We start from the raw sequence: 16,762 nt of genomic DNA, 5'->3' as shown, positions 1-16,762 counted from the left end.
ATTCACACAAAGGAGTGCCCATCATGAGATCCCCCATTATCCCGCTGCTGCCCCTGTTCTGCCTCGCGGCCCTGCCCGCCGGCGCCATGACCCTCAAGAGTACCGACATCCGCGAGGGTGAACCCATGGACAAGGTCTTCAGCTTCAACGGCTTTGGTTGCAGCGGCGAGAACCGCTCCCCCCAGTTGAGCTGGCAGAGCCTGCCCGCCGGCACCCAGAGCGTCGCCATCACCGCCTATGACCCGGACGCCCCCACCGGCAGCGGCTGGTGGCACTGGCTGGTGGTGAACCTGCCGGCCAGCCAGAGCGAGCTGCCGAGCAATGCCTCCGGCAAGATCAAACAGGGGCTGGAGCTTGGCACCGACTACGGTACCCAGGGTTATGGCGGCCCCTGCCCACCCGCCGGTCACGGCATGCACCGCTACCAGTTCACCGTCTGGGCCCTGCCCAAGGCGCTGGAGGTGAAGGCCAACACCCCGCCCGCCATGGTAGGCTACATGCTCAACAGCCTGGCCCTTGGCAAGGCCACCCTGACCGCCACCTTCACCACCCCCTAGGAGCCCGCCCGATGAGCACGCCCCTGCTGCAACTGAATCACTACTTCGGGATCCGCCAGCAGCCCCTGCGCCGGGTGCTCATCTACGCGCCGACCCTCATCTGGGTGCAGCAGGGCCGCAAGCAGCTGTGGTGGCGGGAGCAACGCCTCTCCTTTGACAAGGAGAGCTGGCTGCTGATCCCGGCGGGTCACCGGCTCACCTTCGTCAACCAGCCGGAGCAGGGCACGTTTCGCTCCCAGGCGCTCACCCTGCTGGCCCCGCCACCGGCCGAGTGGCTGGCAGAGAGCACCCTCGATCTCCTCAAGCCACCGGCCATCAGGGTGACGTCGGCCCTCGCCTTCTGCTTCGATCTCGTCACCACCATGGCGCAGCGGCAGCTCTGCGAGACGGCCCAGACCCAGCTGCTGCAAGGGTTTTATGGCGAGCTCAGGGCAGCGGGGGGCCTTGGCCTGCTCTTTCCTGCCACCACCATGACCCTGGGGGAGCGGCTGGCCCGTTACCTCAGCGTGGAGCCTGGTCTTGATCACCGGCTGGAGACGGTAGCGACCCACTTCGCCATGAGCCGCGCCTCCCTGGTCCGCAAGCTGGCCGCCGAGGGACGCAGCTTTCGCCAGGTGCTGACCCAGGTACGCCTGGGGCACGCCCTCACCCTGCTGCAACAGGGGCTCACGCCGCTTCAGACCGCCCTCGCCTGTGGCTACGACTCCCCCGGCCGCTTTGCCGCGCGCTTCAAGGAGGAGTTCGGCCTGACCCCCCACCAATACCTGCGTACCTGCCCCTCCTCTCTCTCGCTGACTGCCACCACGAAAGTAAATAATTACTAAAACACAAGACTATGTAACCTCGTGTAACCGGGTGATCCGGCTCACACCAGCCCCTCCAGCACTGTGACACAGCGCCAATAATCCCGTCAGAATCGCCCTATAATGGCTCCCGAAAACGCTTTCACTAAAATAAACACTAAAAAAACACCTTCCTTAACCTACAAAAATTGCCATTGGAGCGAGAGATGTTTCGTAAAAATTTACTTTCCATCACCCTGAGCGTCGCCCTGTTCGGCCTCACGGCCTGCAACAGCAATGACTCCAGCAGCCCGGCCGCCCCCAGCGCCACCCTGGCGAACCAGTATCAGAACGTGATCGACCGCAGCGGCACCCCGCTCCAGTTCCGTGACTTTGACAGCTACTCCAACCTCAAATACAACCCGCTGCTCGATCTCGGTGCCTGGCACGGCTTCCTGCTGCCCGCCAGCGACAGCGAATGGGGCGGCTTTACCGGCCCCATGGTCATCGCCGAGGAGTACAGCCTGTTCTTCGCAAGCGAATTGGACAAGCTGACTCTGAGCGACGAGAGTGGCCGCGCCTTCCCGCTCACCAGCGCCAGCAAGCAGGCGCTGTACGCCATCCCGGGGGCGCTGGTGCAGCGCTTCGAATTCGAGCCCTTCACCCTGGAGCTGGAGCTGCGCTACGGCGATGCCCGCACTGCGCTGGTTCGCACCCGCCTCATCAACCACACTGACGCCCCCCTCACCCTCAAGCTCAACTGGCAGGGGGAGCTGCTCAACCAGTGGGATGCCAACAAGACGGTCGCCGAGCAGTACCCCGCCTGGACCCGCACCATCAGCCAGACCGAGCGCGGCGTGGCATTCCAGTTCGGCAAACTGCGCAGCACCTGGAACATCATGCAAAGCGGCAGCGCCAGCTACCGCATCGATCGCACCCTGCCCAGTCGCACCACCCTCGACGAGCAGGGGCTCGGCTACGTGAGCGAGGCCAGCCTCACCCTGGCCGCCAAGGGCCAGCAGGATATCTACACCCTGCAGAGCTATGTTCACAGCAGTGCTGACGCGAGTCGTTTCGAGCAGAGCCGCCTGGCGCTGCTGGCCAACCCCGCCAGCCATTTCGACGACGCCATCCGCCGCTGGGAGGATTACCTGGCGCGCGGCCTCTCCAATCAGGGGATCCCGGAATCGGAGCGGCGCATCGCGGTCAAGGCGATGGAGACCCTCAACGGCAACTGGCGCTCACCGGCCGGCGCCATCCTGCACGACGGGGTGACCCCCTCCAACACCGCCCGCTGGTTCGACGGGGTCTGGGCCTGGGACAGCTGGAAGCACGCCTATGCCATGGCCCACTTCAACCCCGAGGTAGCCAAGAACAACGTGCGCGCCATGTATGACTACCAGATCCAGGCCGATGACCCGGTCCGTCCGCAGGATGCCGGCATGGTGATCGACGCCGTCTTCTACAACAAGCTCGCCGATCGCGGTGGTGATGGCGGCAACTGGAACGAGCGGGACACCAAGCCGCCCCTCTCCGCCTGGGCCATCTGGGAGATCTACTGCGCCACCAAGGACAAGGCCTTCATCGCCGAGATGTATCCGAAGATCCAGGCCTATCACGACTGGTGGTATCGGGCGCGGGACAACAACCGCAACGGCATCATCGAATATGGCGCCACCCGCCACGTCGAGCACAACGACGAGTTCGGCAACATCACCTTCAAGGTGCAGTACCCGACGGGGGCTCCGGCCGGGCTGGATCTGTCGAGCTGTACCGATGAGGGAGATGGCTGGTATGGCTGCGCCGGCATGGCGCTCTATCAGCAGGTATTGAGCGTTGGCGGCTACGCCGACATGGATATCGGCGCCCAACACGGGGCCGGCTGGGAATCCGGCATGGACAACGCCGCCCGCTTCGGCTTTATCGAGCCGGATCAGCTCAAGCGCTATGCCGACAAGACCTATGGCGGCGACATGGCCAGGGCGCGCCAGGACTGGAACGTCTTCTTCTTTGAAAACCATCAGGACGATGGCAGCCTCATCGGCTTCTCCATCGATCAGGAGTCGGTGGAGCTCAACGCCTTCCTCGCCAAGGAGAAACGCATCCTGGCCGACATGGCCGAGCTCCTCGGCAAACCGGACGAGGCGAGCCGCTACCGCGAAGGGGCAACCCAGCTGGCCGATTACATCAACAGCTGCCTGTTCGATGAGGCCTCCGGCTTCTATTACGACCGCCAGATAGCCCAGGGGGATCTGCCCGACGCCAACGGCTGCGTCGGCAAGCTGTTGACCGCCCGCGGCCGCGGCCCGGAAGGATGGAGCCCGCTCTGGGCCGAGGTGGCAGACAAAGATAAGGCGGCGCGGGTGCGCGAGGTGATGCTCAATGCCCAGGAGTTCAACACCAAGGTGCCGCTCGGCACGGCGGCGCTGACCAACCCGGCCTACGACCCCGACATCTACTGGCGCGGCCGGGTCTGGCTGGATCAGTTCTACTTCGGGGTGAAGGGGCTGGAGAACTACGGCTATCGCGACGACGCCCAGCTGCTGGTCAACAAGCTGTTTGCCAACGCCGAGGGGCTGGCGGGCAGCGGCCCCATCCGCGAGAACTACAACCCGGAGACCGGCGCCATGCAGGGGGCCAGCAACTTCAGCTGGAGCTCGGCCCACCTCTATATGCTCTATCGCAACTTCCTGAAAACGCAGGGCTGATGCCCGCGCCTCCTGGGAATCACGCAACAAAAAGGCCTCCATGATGGAGGCCTTCTTTCTATCAGCGGATCGCGCTTACTTAACGGTCACCCGGGCAAACTTGCGCTTGCCGACCTGATAGACGGCGGTGCCGGCAGCGATCAGCGCCTTGCCATCGTCCAGCTTGTCGCCGTCCACCTTGACTGCGCCCTGCTTGATCATCCGCAGCGCTTCCGAGGTAGTCTCCACCAGACCGGCGTCTTTGAGCAGGTTGGCAATGGCCAGCCCTTCCCCTTCCAGTGCCAGCTCGACTTCCGGCATGTCGTCCGGAATGGCGTTCTTGGAGAAGCGCTGGGTGAAGTCTTCGTGGGCCGCTTCGGCCGCCGCCTCGTCGTGATAACGGGCGATGATCTCTTTGGCCAGCCAGATCTTCACATCGCGCGGGTTGAGGGTACCGGCAGCGATACCAGCCTTGAACTCTTCAATCTCGGCGAGCGGACGGAAGGAGAGCAGTTCGTAGTAGTTCCACATCAGATCGTCGGTGATGGACATGATCTTGCCGAACATCTCCCCCGGGGCATCGTGTACGCCGATGTAGTTGGCAGCGGACTTGGACATCTTCTTGACGCCGTCCAGGCCCACCAAGAGCGGCATCATCAACACGCACTGGGTCGCCATGCCGGCATCTTTTTGCAGCTCGCGGCCCATCAGCAGGTTGAACTTCTGATCGGTACCGCCCAGCTCGACGTCCGCCTTCAGCGCGACCGAGTCATAGCCTTGCAGCAGCGGATAGAGGAATTCGTGAATGGCGATGGACTGGCCGTTGCTGTAGCGCTTCTTGAAGTCGTCGCGCTCCATCATGCGGGCCACGGTCTGCTTGGCCGCCAGCTTGATCATGCCGGTCGCGCCCAGCTCACTCAGCCAGGTGGAGTTGTACTCGATGCGGGTCTTGGCCGGGTCGAGGATCTTGAACGCCTGCTCGGCATAGGTGAGGGCGTTGTGCTTGATGGCCTCTTCGGAGAGCGGCGGACGGGTGGCGTTCTTGCCGGAGGGGTCACCCACCATGGCGGTGAAGTCACCGATCAGCAGGATCACTTCATGGCCCAGATCCTGGAAGGTCTTCAGCTTGTTGAGGATCACGGTATGACCCAGGTGGATGTCCGGCGCGGTCGGGTCCATCCCCAGCTTGATGCGCAGGGGGCGCCCTTCCTTCAACTTGGCGATCAGTTCTTCTTCAACCAGAATTTCTTCCGCTCCGCGCTTGATCTCGGCTAGCGCCACCTCGAGCTGGGACATTTTTTGACTCTCCAATCACGATTCCACAGGGCCAGACATATTACTGGAATGGCGGGCCAATTGGAAAGGCGGTAAACTCCGACCTTCTTCCGGGTTCAACTTTGTCTGCTTCTCATGGTCCTTTGGCACGCCTTCAACTCTCTCCCTCACTGGCACCGCAAGATGGTGCTTATCCTGAGCATCATGGTGATGATGCTGGCGGCCTGGCCGAGCGAACAGGCAGTCGCCACCCGGGTCGATGACAACGACAACGAACTGGCCGTCGAACAGCAGGTCGACGAGGAGGCCCAGCTGGCACGGGCCGAGCCCGTCACCCCGCCCAAACCGCGCTATGTCACCAGACAGGTGAAGGTGCGCAGCGGCGACAACATGGGGGTCATCTTCCAGCGCCTGGGCCTCAGCACCACGGATCTGCACCTCATCGACCAGCTCGAGGGCACGGATACCCTGCGCCTGCTCAAACCCGGTCAGGAGCTCACCTTCAAGCTCACCAAGGGCGGCGAGCTGCACAGCCTCTATTACCCCCACAGCCTGGAGCAGGCGCTCAAAGTGAACCGCCGGGATGACGGCTTCGTGGCCAGGCCGGTGAAGATCGAGCTCGACACCCGCGAACAGGTGGCCCAGGGGGAGATCCGCTCCAGCTTCTGGGGCGCCGCCGTCGAAGCGGGCATGACGGAAGACCAGATCATGGATCTCGCCGCCATCTTCGGCTGGGACATCGACTTTGCCCAGGACCTGCAACCGGGGGACAGCTTCCGGGTGGTCTACCAGGACAAATACCAGGATGACGAGCGGGTTGCCTCCGGCGACATCCTGGCCGCCGAGTTCATCAACCAGGGGGCCATCTACCGTGCCGTGCTGAACACGGATGGCAACTACTACACCCCGGACGGCAAGGCGATGCGCAAGAGCTTCCTGCGCGCGCCGGTCAACTTCAAATACATCAGCTCCAACTTCAATCCGCGCCGCCTTCACCCGGTCACCGGCAAGGTGCGCCCCCACAACGGCATCGACTACGTAGCGCCGGTGGGCACCCCCATCATGGCGGCGGGCGGCGGCAGCGTGGTGGCCGCCGGCTACAACCAGTTCAACGGCAACTACGTCTTCATCAAGCACGCGGGCAACTACGTGACCAAGTACCTGCACCTCTCCAAGCGCACCGTCAACAAGGGGCAGCGAGTGAAGCAGGGCCAGACCATCGGCCTGCTCGGCGGCACCGGCCGGGTCACAGGCCCGCACCTGCACTATGAATTCGTGGTGGGCGGCGTGCACAAGAACCCGCGCACCCTCAACCTGCCCCAGGCGGAGTCTCTCAGCGGGCGGGCGCTGGCCAGCTTCAAGGCCCAGGCCATGCCCCAGCTGGCCAAGCTGGACAGCCCCGAGCTGCAACTGGCCAGAAACAAGGGCAACGGCGACGACAGCTGACCGCTGTCGACCAAGGTGGAACACGGTATCAGACCGTTCCTCTGCATCATTGAAAGAGGGTTGTCATGACGGAACGCTATATAGGCTGGATGTCCGGTACCAGAGCGGGGCATGGCATCGAACCGTTCCCCTGCATCATTGAAAGGGGGTTGTCATGACGGAACGCTATATAGGCTTGATGTCCGGTACCAGCATGGACGGTATCGACGCCGTGCTGGTGCAGATCGAGGGGGATGCACTGCGGGTCGAGGCGGCCCTCTGCCATCCCTGGCCTGCCGATACGGCTCGCACCCTGCATGAGCTTTGCACCCCGGGGGAGAACGAAATCGACCGCATGGGGGTCGCCGACAACCTGGTGGCCCGCGAATTTGCCGCCGCCACCCAGGCCCTGCTCGCGAAGGCGGCGCTGACTCCCAAGGAGATTCGCGCCATCGGCAGTCACGGCCAGACCATACGCCACCGCCCCCAGCTCGGCTTTACCCTGCAGATCGGCAACGCGGCCTTGCTGGCGGCGCTGACCGGCATCGACGTGGTGGCCGATTTTCGCACCATGGACATGGCCCTCGGCGGTCAGGGGGCGCCCCTGGTGCCCGCCTTCCATCAGGCGCTCTTTGCCCGCCCCGGCGCCCTGCGGGTGGTGCTGAACCTCGGCGGCATTGCCAATATCTCGGTGCTGCCCGGCCAGACCGACGGGGGGGCTGGTTCAGGGGTATATGGCTTCGATACCGGCCCCGCCAACACCCTGCTCGACGGCTGGTATCGCCGCCACCAGCCCCACGGTAGCAGCTATGATGCCGGTGGCCAGTGGGCCGCCAGCGGCAAGCTTATCCCTGCGCTGCTGGAGCAGTTGCTGGCTCACCCCTACTTCGCCGCCCCCGCCCCCAAGAGCACGGGGCGTGAGATGTTCACCCTCGACTGGCTCGACGGCGAGCTGGACGGCTGCGCATACGCCCCCGCTGATGTGCAGCGTACCCTGCAATCCCTCACCTGCCACAGCATCGCCTGCCAGTTGCCCGCCCACAGTGACGCGCCAACCCGGCCCGAGCTGTTTGTCTGCGGCGGCGGCGCCCACAACGCCCCGCTGCTGGCGGAGCTGGCAGCCCTGCTGCCCGACTGGCATCTGACCAGCACCGCCCAGCTCGGCCTTGCACCGGACTGGGTGGAAGGGGCCGCCTTTGCCTGGCTGGCACAGCGCTTTATCCAGCGAAAGCCGGGCAACCTGCCTGCGGTGACCGGGGCGAGCCGCCCGGCGGTGCTGGGCGCCCTCTATCCCGCCTGAACCGCTCCCCGAGCGCCCTCCCTCTAATGGAACAAGCCCGAACAGGTGCACCTGATCGGGCTTGTTGTTGTGCCTGGCGCCAGATGGCGCAGACCCGTCACTCTGTGCTCCCTACCCGAGCCGCTCTTTCAACCTGGCCGCCTGCGCCTTGAAGGTCTCATAATCGGCGACATGCCGACTCCTGGCGGCGGTGATCCACTGCACGCCCGTCTCGTCGGCGTGGGAAAATTCGATGCAAAACTCATATTTCGTGCTGGAGAGCAGCCCCATCAGGGCGCCAGACAGAAAACCCACCAGGGGCAGGAAGAGCACGATGAGCCAGTTGCCCGCCTGCTCGTAGGAAGGGGTGAAGTAAAAGAGCACACTGGAGGTGACCACTCCCAGCAACAAGCTCTTCTTGAGCCGATCCATCCAGCCGAGTGCTTTTACCTGCACGCCGACGATGCGGCCCAGATCGTAGCGATCCTTGTTGACCCTCAGTGTGTTGTCCGACTGTTCAATGGCAATGGCCATCCTGATACTCCATCCTGTTGGCTATGGCGATAAGGGGTTGCCGTGGCGGCCCCGGATTGTGCATCCCGTGATCATGACGGACCAGCGGCCAGCCACGGAGCGATGGGCGGCGCCTCCCCCAACAGGAACACACGCTGCGCATGGTATCGTATGGCGCCAAACATCAAAAGGCGTTCACATCAAAAGGCGAGGTGGATCACCTTCTACCCACCCCTTGTCCCCCGTGCAGCCGTTGGCTTTTCTGGCCATCCCCTCTTGGGCAAGGTAGCCGGGGGATCAGGGGTCAGTGAGATAACAGTCCCGTGATGACCCTCAGGAGGGGCGGGCCGATGGGATGGCACCATGGGCCCGCACCTCGAGAGCACTCCCATGGCCCTAGAAGGCCCACTTCAGGAAGCGGTTTACCTGGCGCTTGACCGGTGCACAGAGCGGCGGTTTGGGAGGCTCCAGGTTGATCTGTCTGCGGCCCACCCTGGCTTCGCCCCGCAGCAGGATCTGGAGATAGTGGGGATGCTGGCGCTGGATGAATCGAGAGATCTCATGGGCCCAGGGTTTGGGGACTCCCCACAGGGTCGAGGCCAGGGCGCCGACGATACAGAAGAAGGCGGGCTCGTGCATGCCCATCCTGACGCCATTCTCCAGCGCCTCTTTGAGGGAGCCAGAATGGGCGATGCAGGTCATCACATTGACCATGAAGGCGGCATAGTCATCTTCCCCGCCGTGGCCCACCCTGGCCACCAACCCGGCCTGCGGTCTGTAGCCGAACTGGTGGCCGATGTGCTCAAGCACTGCATTGCGCTGGCGAATGACCTTGGCATAGAACATCAGCATGGCGGTGCAGTCGAGCGCCTGGCTCAAGGCCGCCTGATGGGGATGGGTCTGGGTGGGACGGGGGGTGGTCAGCAGCGCGATCTCCTCCGAGATGGCGAGCAGACCGATGGGCACCGCCGTGCTGATAAAGGCGAGGTCAATGGCGATCGCCAGGTCCTGGCCCTCCTCCATCCGGCCGATGACCACCTGCTCGGCAAAGAGGCGACGCTGGCGCTCGATAAAGGCGCCATAGATCAGGGCTCTGAACTTCTTCTGGGGATAGGGGGTATCGAGCAGGGTCTCCATGGTCAGGATGGCGGCGCCGGTGCGACCACGCAGTTGATAGTCGGGGGCGAGGGGGAAGTGCTTGCCTAGGCGGGGGGGTGGCCGAAACCCGCTGGTGCGGCTGTACATGTCACCCAGAATGAATCCAAGCATAAAACCTCCGAAGTCAGATGACGGGGATCGCGATGCGATCGCATGTGCCACTCCCGGGCAGATGAGTGCCGATCCGTGCTGCTCGTCGGCAGGGTCCCTGATTTCATTATTAATCATACAGTTAATAATCCACCCAAACCCCGACCCAGGTCGCAATAACGGCAGTTGATGATAAAGAGCACAAATAAGGGTGTGCGGGGAAGATGAGCCGGCTGCATCGCAAGGAGTGCGGGATACGTCAGGGCGGCAAAGCAGGGCGGACTCCGGGGCCCCCTCACAGGAAAGGTCATGACAGGAGTGATATGCATCGGGGGGCGGCAAGTCGGGCCAGGCAAGGGGAAGGCCCCCTCCCCTTGCGTATGAGCCTTGTTGGCGGGCTGCGTTCGCGCCGCTGAAAAGATATGGCATAGGCGGCGCGGTGACCCGCCCATGTCAGCCTCCCCTGCAGGGGCTAAAAAGCGCCCTCTCTTTCTCCCGTATTTATGTCATGACCTGTGGCCATGCAAAGAGGGTGAATGTTATTTCAGTGTGCTCACCGCAGCATATTTTGGCGGCGCTGAACAGGGCGTCGAGAGAGCGATAAATAGATAGCTATGCAAAACCGGGAGAATAAGCTGCAATGTCGCCAAAAGTATTAACGGAGGATTCACAGGCTGTAACCCTGATGCGCGACAATATGGCGCTATCTGGTTCCACTTTCATGGTAAAGCGGGATCATCATCACCTTTATTTGCCATACCCGTCATGAATTGAATCGCAAAATGAATATATTTCACTCTGTTGAGCCACTTCATAGAAACAGGATCCCGGTTTGCATCCCGGGATAACCGCCCCCTAGAATTCTCCCGTCTGAATCACCAGGCCAACTTCTCTCCCTTGTCTGTTGCACGCGCTGTCTGCATCGAAACAGGGCTCGACACTGTGATGATCGTTCTCCTTTTCTCCGTCGCCCTGCGGCGGGAACGGGCAACTGTTGCCGCAATATCACGAGTCATCAGCGTGCCGCATTCGGCCAGGGAAGAGCAATATGGCCCGGACCCTACATCAAAAACGAAAAAGGAGTATCGCCATGAGTGGTACCATCATCAAATCCGCCAGAAATACCCCCAATGCGCCTCAGGATCTGGGGCCCTATACCCAGAGCGTGGCTTTCTCTCACTACAACAATATTGCCGCCCAGCTCCCCGTCGATCCGAACACGGGCGCGCTGGTCGCAGGGGATATCCAGGCGCAGGCCAGACAATGTCTCACCAATATCCAGGCCATCGTCCAGAGCATTGGCCACGGCATGGAGGACATGGTGAAGGTGACCCTGTTCCTCGCAGACATCGCCGACCTCGATGCCGTCAACGCCGTCTATCGGGCATTCTTCCCCCACTCGCTGCCGACCCGCACAGTGCTCGCCGTCGCCGGTCTGCCGCTCGGCGCCAGGGTGCAGATGGATGCCCTGCTCTCCAACGGGGAAGGCACCTTCCCCCAGGCTCCCTGCCCGCTGCTCAAGATCTCCCGAAACAGCGACCACGCCCCGCAGGATCCGCTCTCCAGCCAGAGCGTCGCCTTCTCCCATTACAACAATATCGGTGCCCAGCTGCCCCTCGACCCCGCCTCCGGCGCTCTGGTTGACGGTGGCATTCGCGAACAGGCGGCCCAGTGCCTGCGCAATATCAAAACCGTGCTGGAGAGCATCGACGTGCCCTTCGACGACATCGTCAAGGTGACTGTCTATCTGACCAATCTGGCGGATCTCGACGCCGTCAACGAGGTCTACACCACCTTCTTCCCGGACTCCGCCATCGCCCGTGCCGTCGCCTATCTGCCGGCCCGCAGCGTGATCGCGGCCTCTGCCCTGCCGCTGGGTGCCCGGGTGCAGATGGATGCGGTCATCTCCCACGGTGACGGCACCCCGCCCCAGCAGGTGGAAGACAGGCACAACCTGGTGATCCGTGCCCGCAATACCGACAAAGCGCCACGCAGCCCGCTGCATACCCAGAGCGTCGCCTTCTCCCACTACAACCATATCGCTGGCCACTTGCCGCTCGACATGACCACCGGCAAAGTGCTGACCGGTTGCGTCAAGGAGCAGACCGCCCAGTGCCTCGGCCATATCAAGACCATCGTCGAGAGCATCGGCCATGTGATGGACGATATCGTCAAGGTCAATATCCAGCTTGCCAACATCGCGGATCTGGCGGAGGTGGATGCCATCTACGCCAAATATTTCCCGGGCTATCTGCCTGCCCGCACCGTGATTGGCGTGAGCGAGCTGCCCGCCGGCGCCCTGGTGCAGATGGATGCGGTGATGTCCAATGCGGAAAGTACCCCGCCGCAGGTGTAAAGTTTGTTGAAATAAAAAAAGACCGGCTATATGCCGGTCTCTTTTTATCTAACAGGAGGGGGGATTATTTTTATGGCATCTTCTTAAAGAACGCGAACGTCCGATTACGCTTCGCTAATCTACTCCATAAACTATTAACATATTTTTAATGTCCTTTAGGAACAATCAAAACCTTAATTTCAAAATCATCTGTTTTTTCATTTAAGTCATTCTCCAATCCTCTTGGATTAGAAACCCAACCTTCTGGGTCATAGACAAAACATAATAGCTTTTTACAGTCTGGATGTGCTCTATAGCGCTTGGAGTCAATGATGAGCTGTTCTCCAACATCTTTCGCCTTCAATGTCTTGCGGGTTTTCTTGACTTCGATGACTATTTTTTCTTGCTTTAAAAGAAAATCTACTCTCGAACACCCGCCTGCGTAGCTAGGTGTCCACTCTTCAGACCTTATGTCATCAAAATATAAATGCAAAAGAGCATGAAGAAGATCTTGTGTATCGTACTCATCTTCAATAGCTAGAGTTTCACGGTCGTTGTATCTAGATTTTAACTGCTTTGAGACCAAATGAAACCTAGAACATATCTGCTCTACTAATTTCAAAGAGTCAACTTCAGAGTCTCTAGAAAAGGGCTCGTTCAATAACGTCTTATCCTTAGTCCATGGAAACGCCTCACCACAATTGTCACAATGAGATGGAATTGGAGTCGAAAAACCTATAACCATAAGTCCATCTGAATGGTAGTCACCAGGGATCGGTGATTGGCATGCAGGGCATTGATGAATCGTTTCCGAGCCACACTCAGAGCAAAACCTCTTTCTATTTTGTGTTGAGTAATTATAACGATCTGTTATTTGATGCCCTTTCAAACAGACTTGCTGCACATCGTAATAACCCATTTACCACCTCATTTATAATACTAACAGTCGTATGTTTCATACCTATAGACTAATCATCTAGTAGAATATCGGATGGCACTTCTAATGAAAATATCTAAATACAAACCCCAGTAAATCAACTAAAAATCTATCAATCTGAGCCAAACCCATAAGAAATAAAAACGCCCCCCATCTTGCGATGGAGGGCGTTTTATTTTTTCGGCTATTGAGCCAAAGAGGCTCAATGGTCAGCGATTACAGGGATTCAGCGGTCGCAACCACGTTTTCCACGGTAAAGCCGAATTCCTTGAACAGCAGCTCGGCCGGGGCGGACTCACCGAAGGTGCGCATGCCGATGATCTTGCCGCCGAAACCGACGTACTTGTACCAGTAGTCGGCGATGCCCGCTTCGATGGCCACACGCTTGGTGACGGCGGCCGGCAGGACGGACTCCTTGTACTCGGCGGACTGGGCATCGAACACGTCGGTAGACGGGATGGAGACCACGCGCACGGCACGGCCCTTGGCAGTCAGCTGCTCATAGGCGGCAACGGCCAGTTCCACTTCGGAACCGGTGGCGATCAGGATCAGTTCCGGGGTACCGGCGCAATCCTTCAGCACGTAACCACCCTTGGCGGCATCGGCCAGTTGCTGGGCGGTGCGGTCCATCTGGGCCAGGTTCTGACGGGAGAAGATCAGGGAGGTCGGGCCGTCGGTACGCTCGATGGCGTGTTTCCAGGCGATGGCGGACTCTACCTGGTCACACGGGCGCCAGGTGCTCATGTTCGGGGTCAGACGCAGGGAGGCGATCTGCTCCACCGGCTGGTGAGTCGGACCATCTTCACCCAGACCGATGGAGTCGTGGGTGTAGACGAAGATGGCGCGCTGCTTCATCAGGGCGGCCATGCGCAGGGCGTTGCGGGCGTACTCCATGAACATCAGGAAGGTGGCGCCGTAGGGGATGAAACCACCGTGCAGGGCGATGCCGTTCATGATGGCGGACATGCCGAACTCGCGCACGCCGTAGTGGATGTAGTTGCCTGCGGCGCTCTCGGGAGTCAGGGACTTGGAGCCGGACCACATGGTCAGGTTGGACGGCGCGAGATCCGCGGAGCCGCCCATGAATTCCGGCAGCAGCTTGCCGAAGGCTTCCAGGGAGTTCTGGGACGCTTTACGGGTCGCGATCTTGGCCGGGTTGGCCTGCAGGGTTTCGATGATCTTGGCGGATTCAGCAGCCCAGTTGGCCGGCAGCTCGCCAGTGGTGCGGCGCTTGAATTCGGCAGCCAGGGCCGGGTGAGCGGCTTCATAGGCGGCGAACTTGGCAGCCCAGTCGGATTCGAGCTTGGCACCCTTCTCCTGACCGTTCCACTCGGCGGCGATGTCGGACGGGATGACGAACGGCGCGTGGTCCCACTTCAGGAAGGCACGGGCGGCGGCGATCTCGTCGTTGCCCAGCGGTGCGCCGTGGCAGTCGTGGGAGCCGGACTTGTTCGGGGAACCGTAGCCGATGATGGTGCGGCAGCAGATCAGGGTCGGCTTGCCGGTCTCGGCCTTGGCGGCTTCGATGGCGGCGTTGATGGCTTCCGGGTTGTGACCGTCAACGGCCGGGATGACGTGCCAGCCGTAGGCTTCGAAGCGCTTGGGAGTGTCGTCGGTGAACCAGCCTTCTACGTGACCATCGATGGAGATGCCGTTGTCATCCCAGAACGCGATCAGCTTGCCCAGACCCAGGGTGCCGGCCAGGGAGCAGGCTTCGTGGGAGATACCTTCCATCAGGCAGCCATCGCCCATGAAGGCGTAGGTGTAGTGGTCGACGATGTCGTGACCCGGCTGGTTGAACTGCTCGGCCATGGCCTTCTCGGCGATCGCCATGCCCACGGCGTTGGTGATGCCCTGACCCAGCGGGCCGGTGGTGGTTTCAACGCCCGGCGCATAACCGTACTCCGGGTGACCCGGGGTGCGAGAGTGCAGTTGGCGGAAGTTTTTCAGATCGTCGATGGAGAGGTCATAACCGGAGAGGTGCAGCAGGGAGTACAGCAGCATGGAGCCGTGGCCGTTGGAGAGAATGAAACGGTCGCGGTCGGCCCACTTGGGGTTGTTCGGGTTGTGTTTGAGGTGGCTGCGCCACAGCACTTCAGCGATATCCGCCATTCCCATGGGGGCGCCCGGGTGACCGGAGTTGGCTTTTTGAACGGCATCCATACTCAATGCACGAATGGCATTGGCAAGCTCTTTACGAGAAGGCATCTGTATCTCCTGCGATTGCTTCATTTGATGGCCAAGATTAAGGCGCGTTATTGTCCCAGCAGGGGGCGCGGCGTGCAAATATTATCTGGGCGAATAAAGTGGCTTTGGGAGCACAATCGCTTTTCTGGGCGGGGAAAACGATTCAATCCGCCCCCTGCCTTACCTCTATTGAGGTGGATCCCTTCCCCATCCCGCCCCGGGCGGCTCCACCCCCAAATAGTGCTGGCAATCACCGGATGACCTATTTAAAATAGACGTCCAGATGTAGATACCTCTACAGTCATCCTGTCATTATCCGGTTATGGCCAAGGCGATAACCCTTACGAATCGAGAACCAAACATGGCAAAGCTGTTTACTTCCGAGTCGGTCTCCGAAGGCCATCCCGATAAAATCGCCGACCAGATCTCCGATGCGGTGCTGGACGCCATCCTGCAGCAGGACACCAAGGCGCGCGTCGCCTGCGAAACCCTGGTCAAGACCGGCATGGTGATGGTAGCCGGCGAAGTGACCACCTCTGCCTGGGTCGACATCGAACAGATCGTGCGCGACACCGTGCGCGAGATTGGTTACACCCACTCCGACATGGGCTTCGACGCCGACTCCTGCGCCGTGCTGAACGCCATCGGCAAACAGTCTCCGGACATCAACCAGGGCGTCGACCGTACCGACCCGCTGGAGCAAGGTGCCGGTGACCAGGGCCTGATGTTCGGCTACGCCACCAACGAAACCGACGTGCTGATGCCCGCGCCCATCACCTACTCTCACCTGCTGGTGAAGCGTCAGGCAGAAGTGCGCAAGAACGGCACCCTGCCGTGGCTGCGTCCGGACGCCAAGAGCCAGCTGACCTTCGCCTACGACGACGCAGGCAAGATCCTGGGTGTCGATGCCGTGGTGCTCTCTACCCAGCATTGCGACTCCATCAGCCACAGCGATCTGGTGGAAGCGGTGCGCGAAGAGATCATCAAGCCGGTGCTGCCCGCCGAGTGGATCAACAAGGACACCAAGTACTTCATCAACCCGACCGGTCGTTTCGTCATCGGCGGCCCCATGGGTGACTGCGGTCTGACCGGTCGCAAGATCATCGTCGACACCTACGGCGGCATGGCCCGTCACGGTGGTGGCGCCTTCTCCGGCAAGGATCCGTCCAAGGTGGACCGCTCTGCCGCCTACGCCGCCCGCTACGTGGCCAAGAACATCGTGGCCGCAGGTCTCGCGGATCGCTGTGAAGTGCAGGTCTCCTACGCCATCGGCGTGGCCGAGCCCACCTCCATCAGCGTCGAAACCTTCGGTACCGGCAAGGTGGCCGAAGCCCTGCTGGTCAAGCTGGTGCGCGAGTTCTTCGAGCTGCGCCCCTATGGCCTCATCGAGATGCTGGATCTGAAGCGCCCGATCTACCAGGCAACCGCCGCTTACGGCCACTTCGGCCGCGACGAGTTCCCCTGGGAGAAGACCGACAAGGCCGAGCTGCTGCGCGCTGCCGCTGGCCTGTAAGGCTCGAGGTTGTGATAAAAGGGG

At 61.1% G+C, this 16,762-nt stretch carries 12 protein-coding genes; 7 read left to right on the top strand and 5 right to left on the bottom strand.

All coding sequences use genetic code 11. The features are described from left to right. Positions 1 to 23: 23 nt before the first annotated feature. From AB5Y59_RS06200 to ygjK, 3 genes are all read left to right on the top strand, one after another. The gene (locus AB5Y59_RS06200; RefSeq protein WP_049637270.1) at positions 24 to 557 is read left to right on the top strand and encodes a YbhB/YbcL family Raf kinase inhibitor-like protein; all 534 of its coding nucleotides are present in this window, start codon (positions 24 to 26) and stop codon (positions 555 to 557) included. A gap of 11 nt (positions 558 to 568) precedes the next feature. Then, on the top strand, positions 569 to 1,381 hold the full coding sequence (locus tag AB5Y59_RS06195) for an AraC family transcriptional regulator (protein WP_113068824.1): 813 nt from the start codon (positions 569 to 571) through the stop codon (positions 1,379 to 1,381). A 185-nt stretch (positions 1,382 to 1,566) separates the two neighbouring features. Then, complete coding sequence (gene ygjK, locus AB5Y59_RS06190; RefSeq protein WP_368211662.1) at positions 1,567 to 4,047, top strand: alpha-glucosidase; 2,481 nt, start codon at positions 1,567 to 1,569, stop codon at positions 4,045 to 4,047. A 75-nt stretch (positions 4,048 to 4,122) separates the two neighbouring features. Here ygjK and tyrS read toward each other — a convergent pair whose 3' ends face one another. After that, positions 4,123 to 5,322 carry a tyrosine--tRNA ligase gene (tyrS, locus tag AB5Y59_RS06185; protein WP_368211661.1) on the bottom strand — a complete coding sequence of 400 codons (1,200 nt, stop codon included), beginning with the start codon at positions 5,320 to 5,322 and terminating at the stop codon, positions 4,123 to 4,125. A 114-nt stretch (positions 5,323 to 5,436) separates the two neighbouring features. On the opposite strand from tyrS, the gene AB5Y59_RS06180 reads away from it, so the two are divergent. Together AB5Y59_RS06180 and AB5Y59_RS06175 are read left to right on the top strand one after the other, a co-directional pair. Beyond that, a complete protein-coding gene (locus AB5Y59_RS06180; RefSeq protein WP_124244872.1) occupies positions 5,437 to 6,747 on the top strand; it encodes a peptidoglycan DD-metalloendopeptidase family protein in 1,311 nt (436 codons plus the stop codon). 154 nt (positions 6,748 to 6,901) lie between these two features. Beyond that, complete coding sequence (locus AB5Y59_RS06175) at positions 6,902 to 8,026, top strand: anhydro-N-acetylmuramic acid kinase (protein WP_368211659.1); 1,125 nt, start codon at positions 6,902 to 6,904, stop codon at positions 8,024 to 8,026. Between the two features lie 111 nt (positions 8,027 to 8,137). On the opposite strand, the gene AB5Y59_RS06170 is transcribed toward AB5Y59_RS06175, so the two are convergent. Together AB5Y59_RS06170 and AB5Y59_RS06165 are read right to left on the bottom strand one after the other, a co-directional pair. Then, positions 8,138 to 8,539: a hypothetical protein gene (locus AB5Y59_RS06170; protein ID WP_223302527.1), complete on the bottom strand. Its 402-nt coding sequence runs from the start codon at positions 8,537 to 8,539 to the stop codon at positions 8,138 to 8,140. Between the two features lie 375 nt (positions 8,540 to 8,914). Next, positions 8,915 to 9,787: a hypothetical protein gene (locus AB5Y59_RS06165; protein WP_323932189.1), complete on the bottom strand. Its 873-nt coding sequence runs from the start codon at positions 9,785 to 9,787 to the stop codon at positions 8,915 to 8,917. 1,069 nt (positions 9,788 to 10,856) lie between these two features. Between AB5Y59_RS06165 and AB5Y59_RS06160 the strand changes: the two genes are divergently transcribed. Then, positions 10,857 to 12,122, top strand: coding sequence for a Rid family detoxifying hydrolase (locus AB5Y59_RS06160; RefSeq protein ID WP_368211657.1), 1,266 nt, complete (start codon positions 10,857 to 10,859; stop codon positions 12,120 to 12,122). Between the two features lie 145 nt (positions 12,123 to 12,267). Here AB5Y59_RS06160 and AB5Y59_RS06155 read toward each other — a convergent pair whose 3' ends face one another. Continuing rightward, on the bottom strand, positions 12,268 to 13,020 hold the full coding sequence (locus AB5Y59_RS06155; RefSeq protein WP_323904775.1) for a DUF2321 domain-containing protein: 753 nt from the start codon (positions 13,018 to 13,020) through the stop codon (positions 12,268 to 12,270). A 234-nt stretch (positions 13,021 to 13,254) separates the two neighbouring features. Further along, a complete protein-coding gene (gene tkt, locus AB5Y59_RS06150) occupies positions 13,255 to 15,246 on the bottom strand; it encodes a transketolase (RefSeq protein ID WP_039040146.1) in 1,992 nt (663 codons plus the stop codon). Between the two features lie 340 nt (positions 15,247 to 15,586). On the opposite strand from tkt, the gene metK reads away from it, so the two are divergent. Next, positions 15,587 to 16,738: a methionine adenosyltransferase gene (gene metK / locus AB5Y59_RS06145; protein WP_010673869.1), complete on the top strand. Its 1,152-nt coding sequence runs from the start codon at positions 15,587 to 15,589 to the stop codon at positions 16,736 to 16,738. Positions 16,739 to 16,762 lie beyond the last annotated feature (24 nt).

Origin of the sequence: Aeromonas sp. s10 (assembly GCF_040907975.1) — a bacterium.
Classification (GTDB): Bacteria; Pseudomonadota; Gammaproteobacteria; order Enterobacterales; family Aeromonadaceae; genus Aeromonas; species Aeromonas caviae.
The sequence above is the reverse complement of the archived record's forward strand: the minus strand, read 5'-3'. Positions and strand labels throughout refer to the sequence as shown.

Bases quoted from the DNA above. Each gene is read 5' to 3' on its own strand.
- AB5Y59_RS06200 (WP_049637270.1), top strand. From the start codon at position 24: ATGAGATCCCCCATTATCCCGCTGCTGCCCCTGTTCTGCCTCGCGGCC.
- ygjK (WP_368211662.1), top strand. From the start codon at position 1,567: ATGTTTCGTAAAAATTTACTTTCCATCACCCTGAGCGTCGCCCTGTTC.
- tyrS (WP_368211661.1), bottom strand. From the start codon at position 5,322: ATGTCCCAGCTCGAGGTGGCGCTAGCCGAGATCAAGCGCGGAGCGGAA.
- AB5Y59_RS06195 (WP_113068824.1), top strand. From the start codon at position 569: ATGAGCACGCCCCTGCTGCAACTGAATCACTACTTCGGGATCCGCCAG.
- tkt (WP_039040146.1), bottom strand. From the start codon at position 15,246: ATGCCTTCTCGTAAAGAGCTTGCCAATGCCATTCGTGCATTGAGTATG.
- metK (WP_010673869.1), top strand. From the start codon at position 15,587: ATGGCAAAGCTGTTTACTTCCGAGTCGGTCTCCGAAGGCCATCCCGAT.
- AB5Y59_RS06175 (WP_368211659.1), top strand. From the start codon at position 6,902: ATGACGGAACGCTATATAGGCTTGATGTCCGGTACCAGCATGGACGGT.
- AB5Y59_RS06170 (WP_223302527.1), bottom strand. From the start codon at position 8,539: ATGGCCATTGCCATTGAACAGTCGGACAACACACTGAGGGTCAACAAG.
- AB5Y59_RS06155 (WP_323904775.1), bottom strand. From the start codon at position 13,020: ATGGGTTATTACGATGTGCAGCAAGTCTGTTTGAAAGGGCATCAAATA.
- AB5Y59_RS06180 (WP_124244872.1), top strand. From the start codon at position 5,437: ATGGTCCTTTGGCACGCCTTCAACTCTCTCCCTCACTGGCACCGCAAG.
- AB5Y59_RS06160 (WP_368211657.1), top strand. From the start codon at position 10,857: ATGAGTGGTACCATCATCAAATCCGCCAGAAATACCCCCAATGCGCCT.
- AB5Y59_RS06165 (WP_323932189.1), bottom strand. From the start codon at position 9,787: ATGCTTGGATTCATTCTGGGTGACATGTACAGCCGCACCAGCGGGTTT.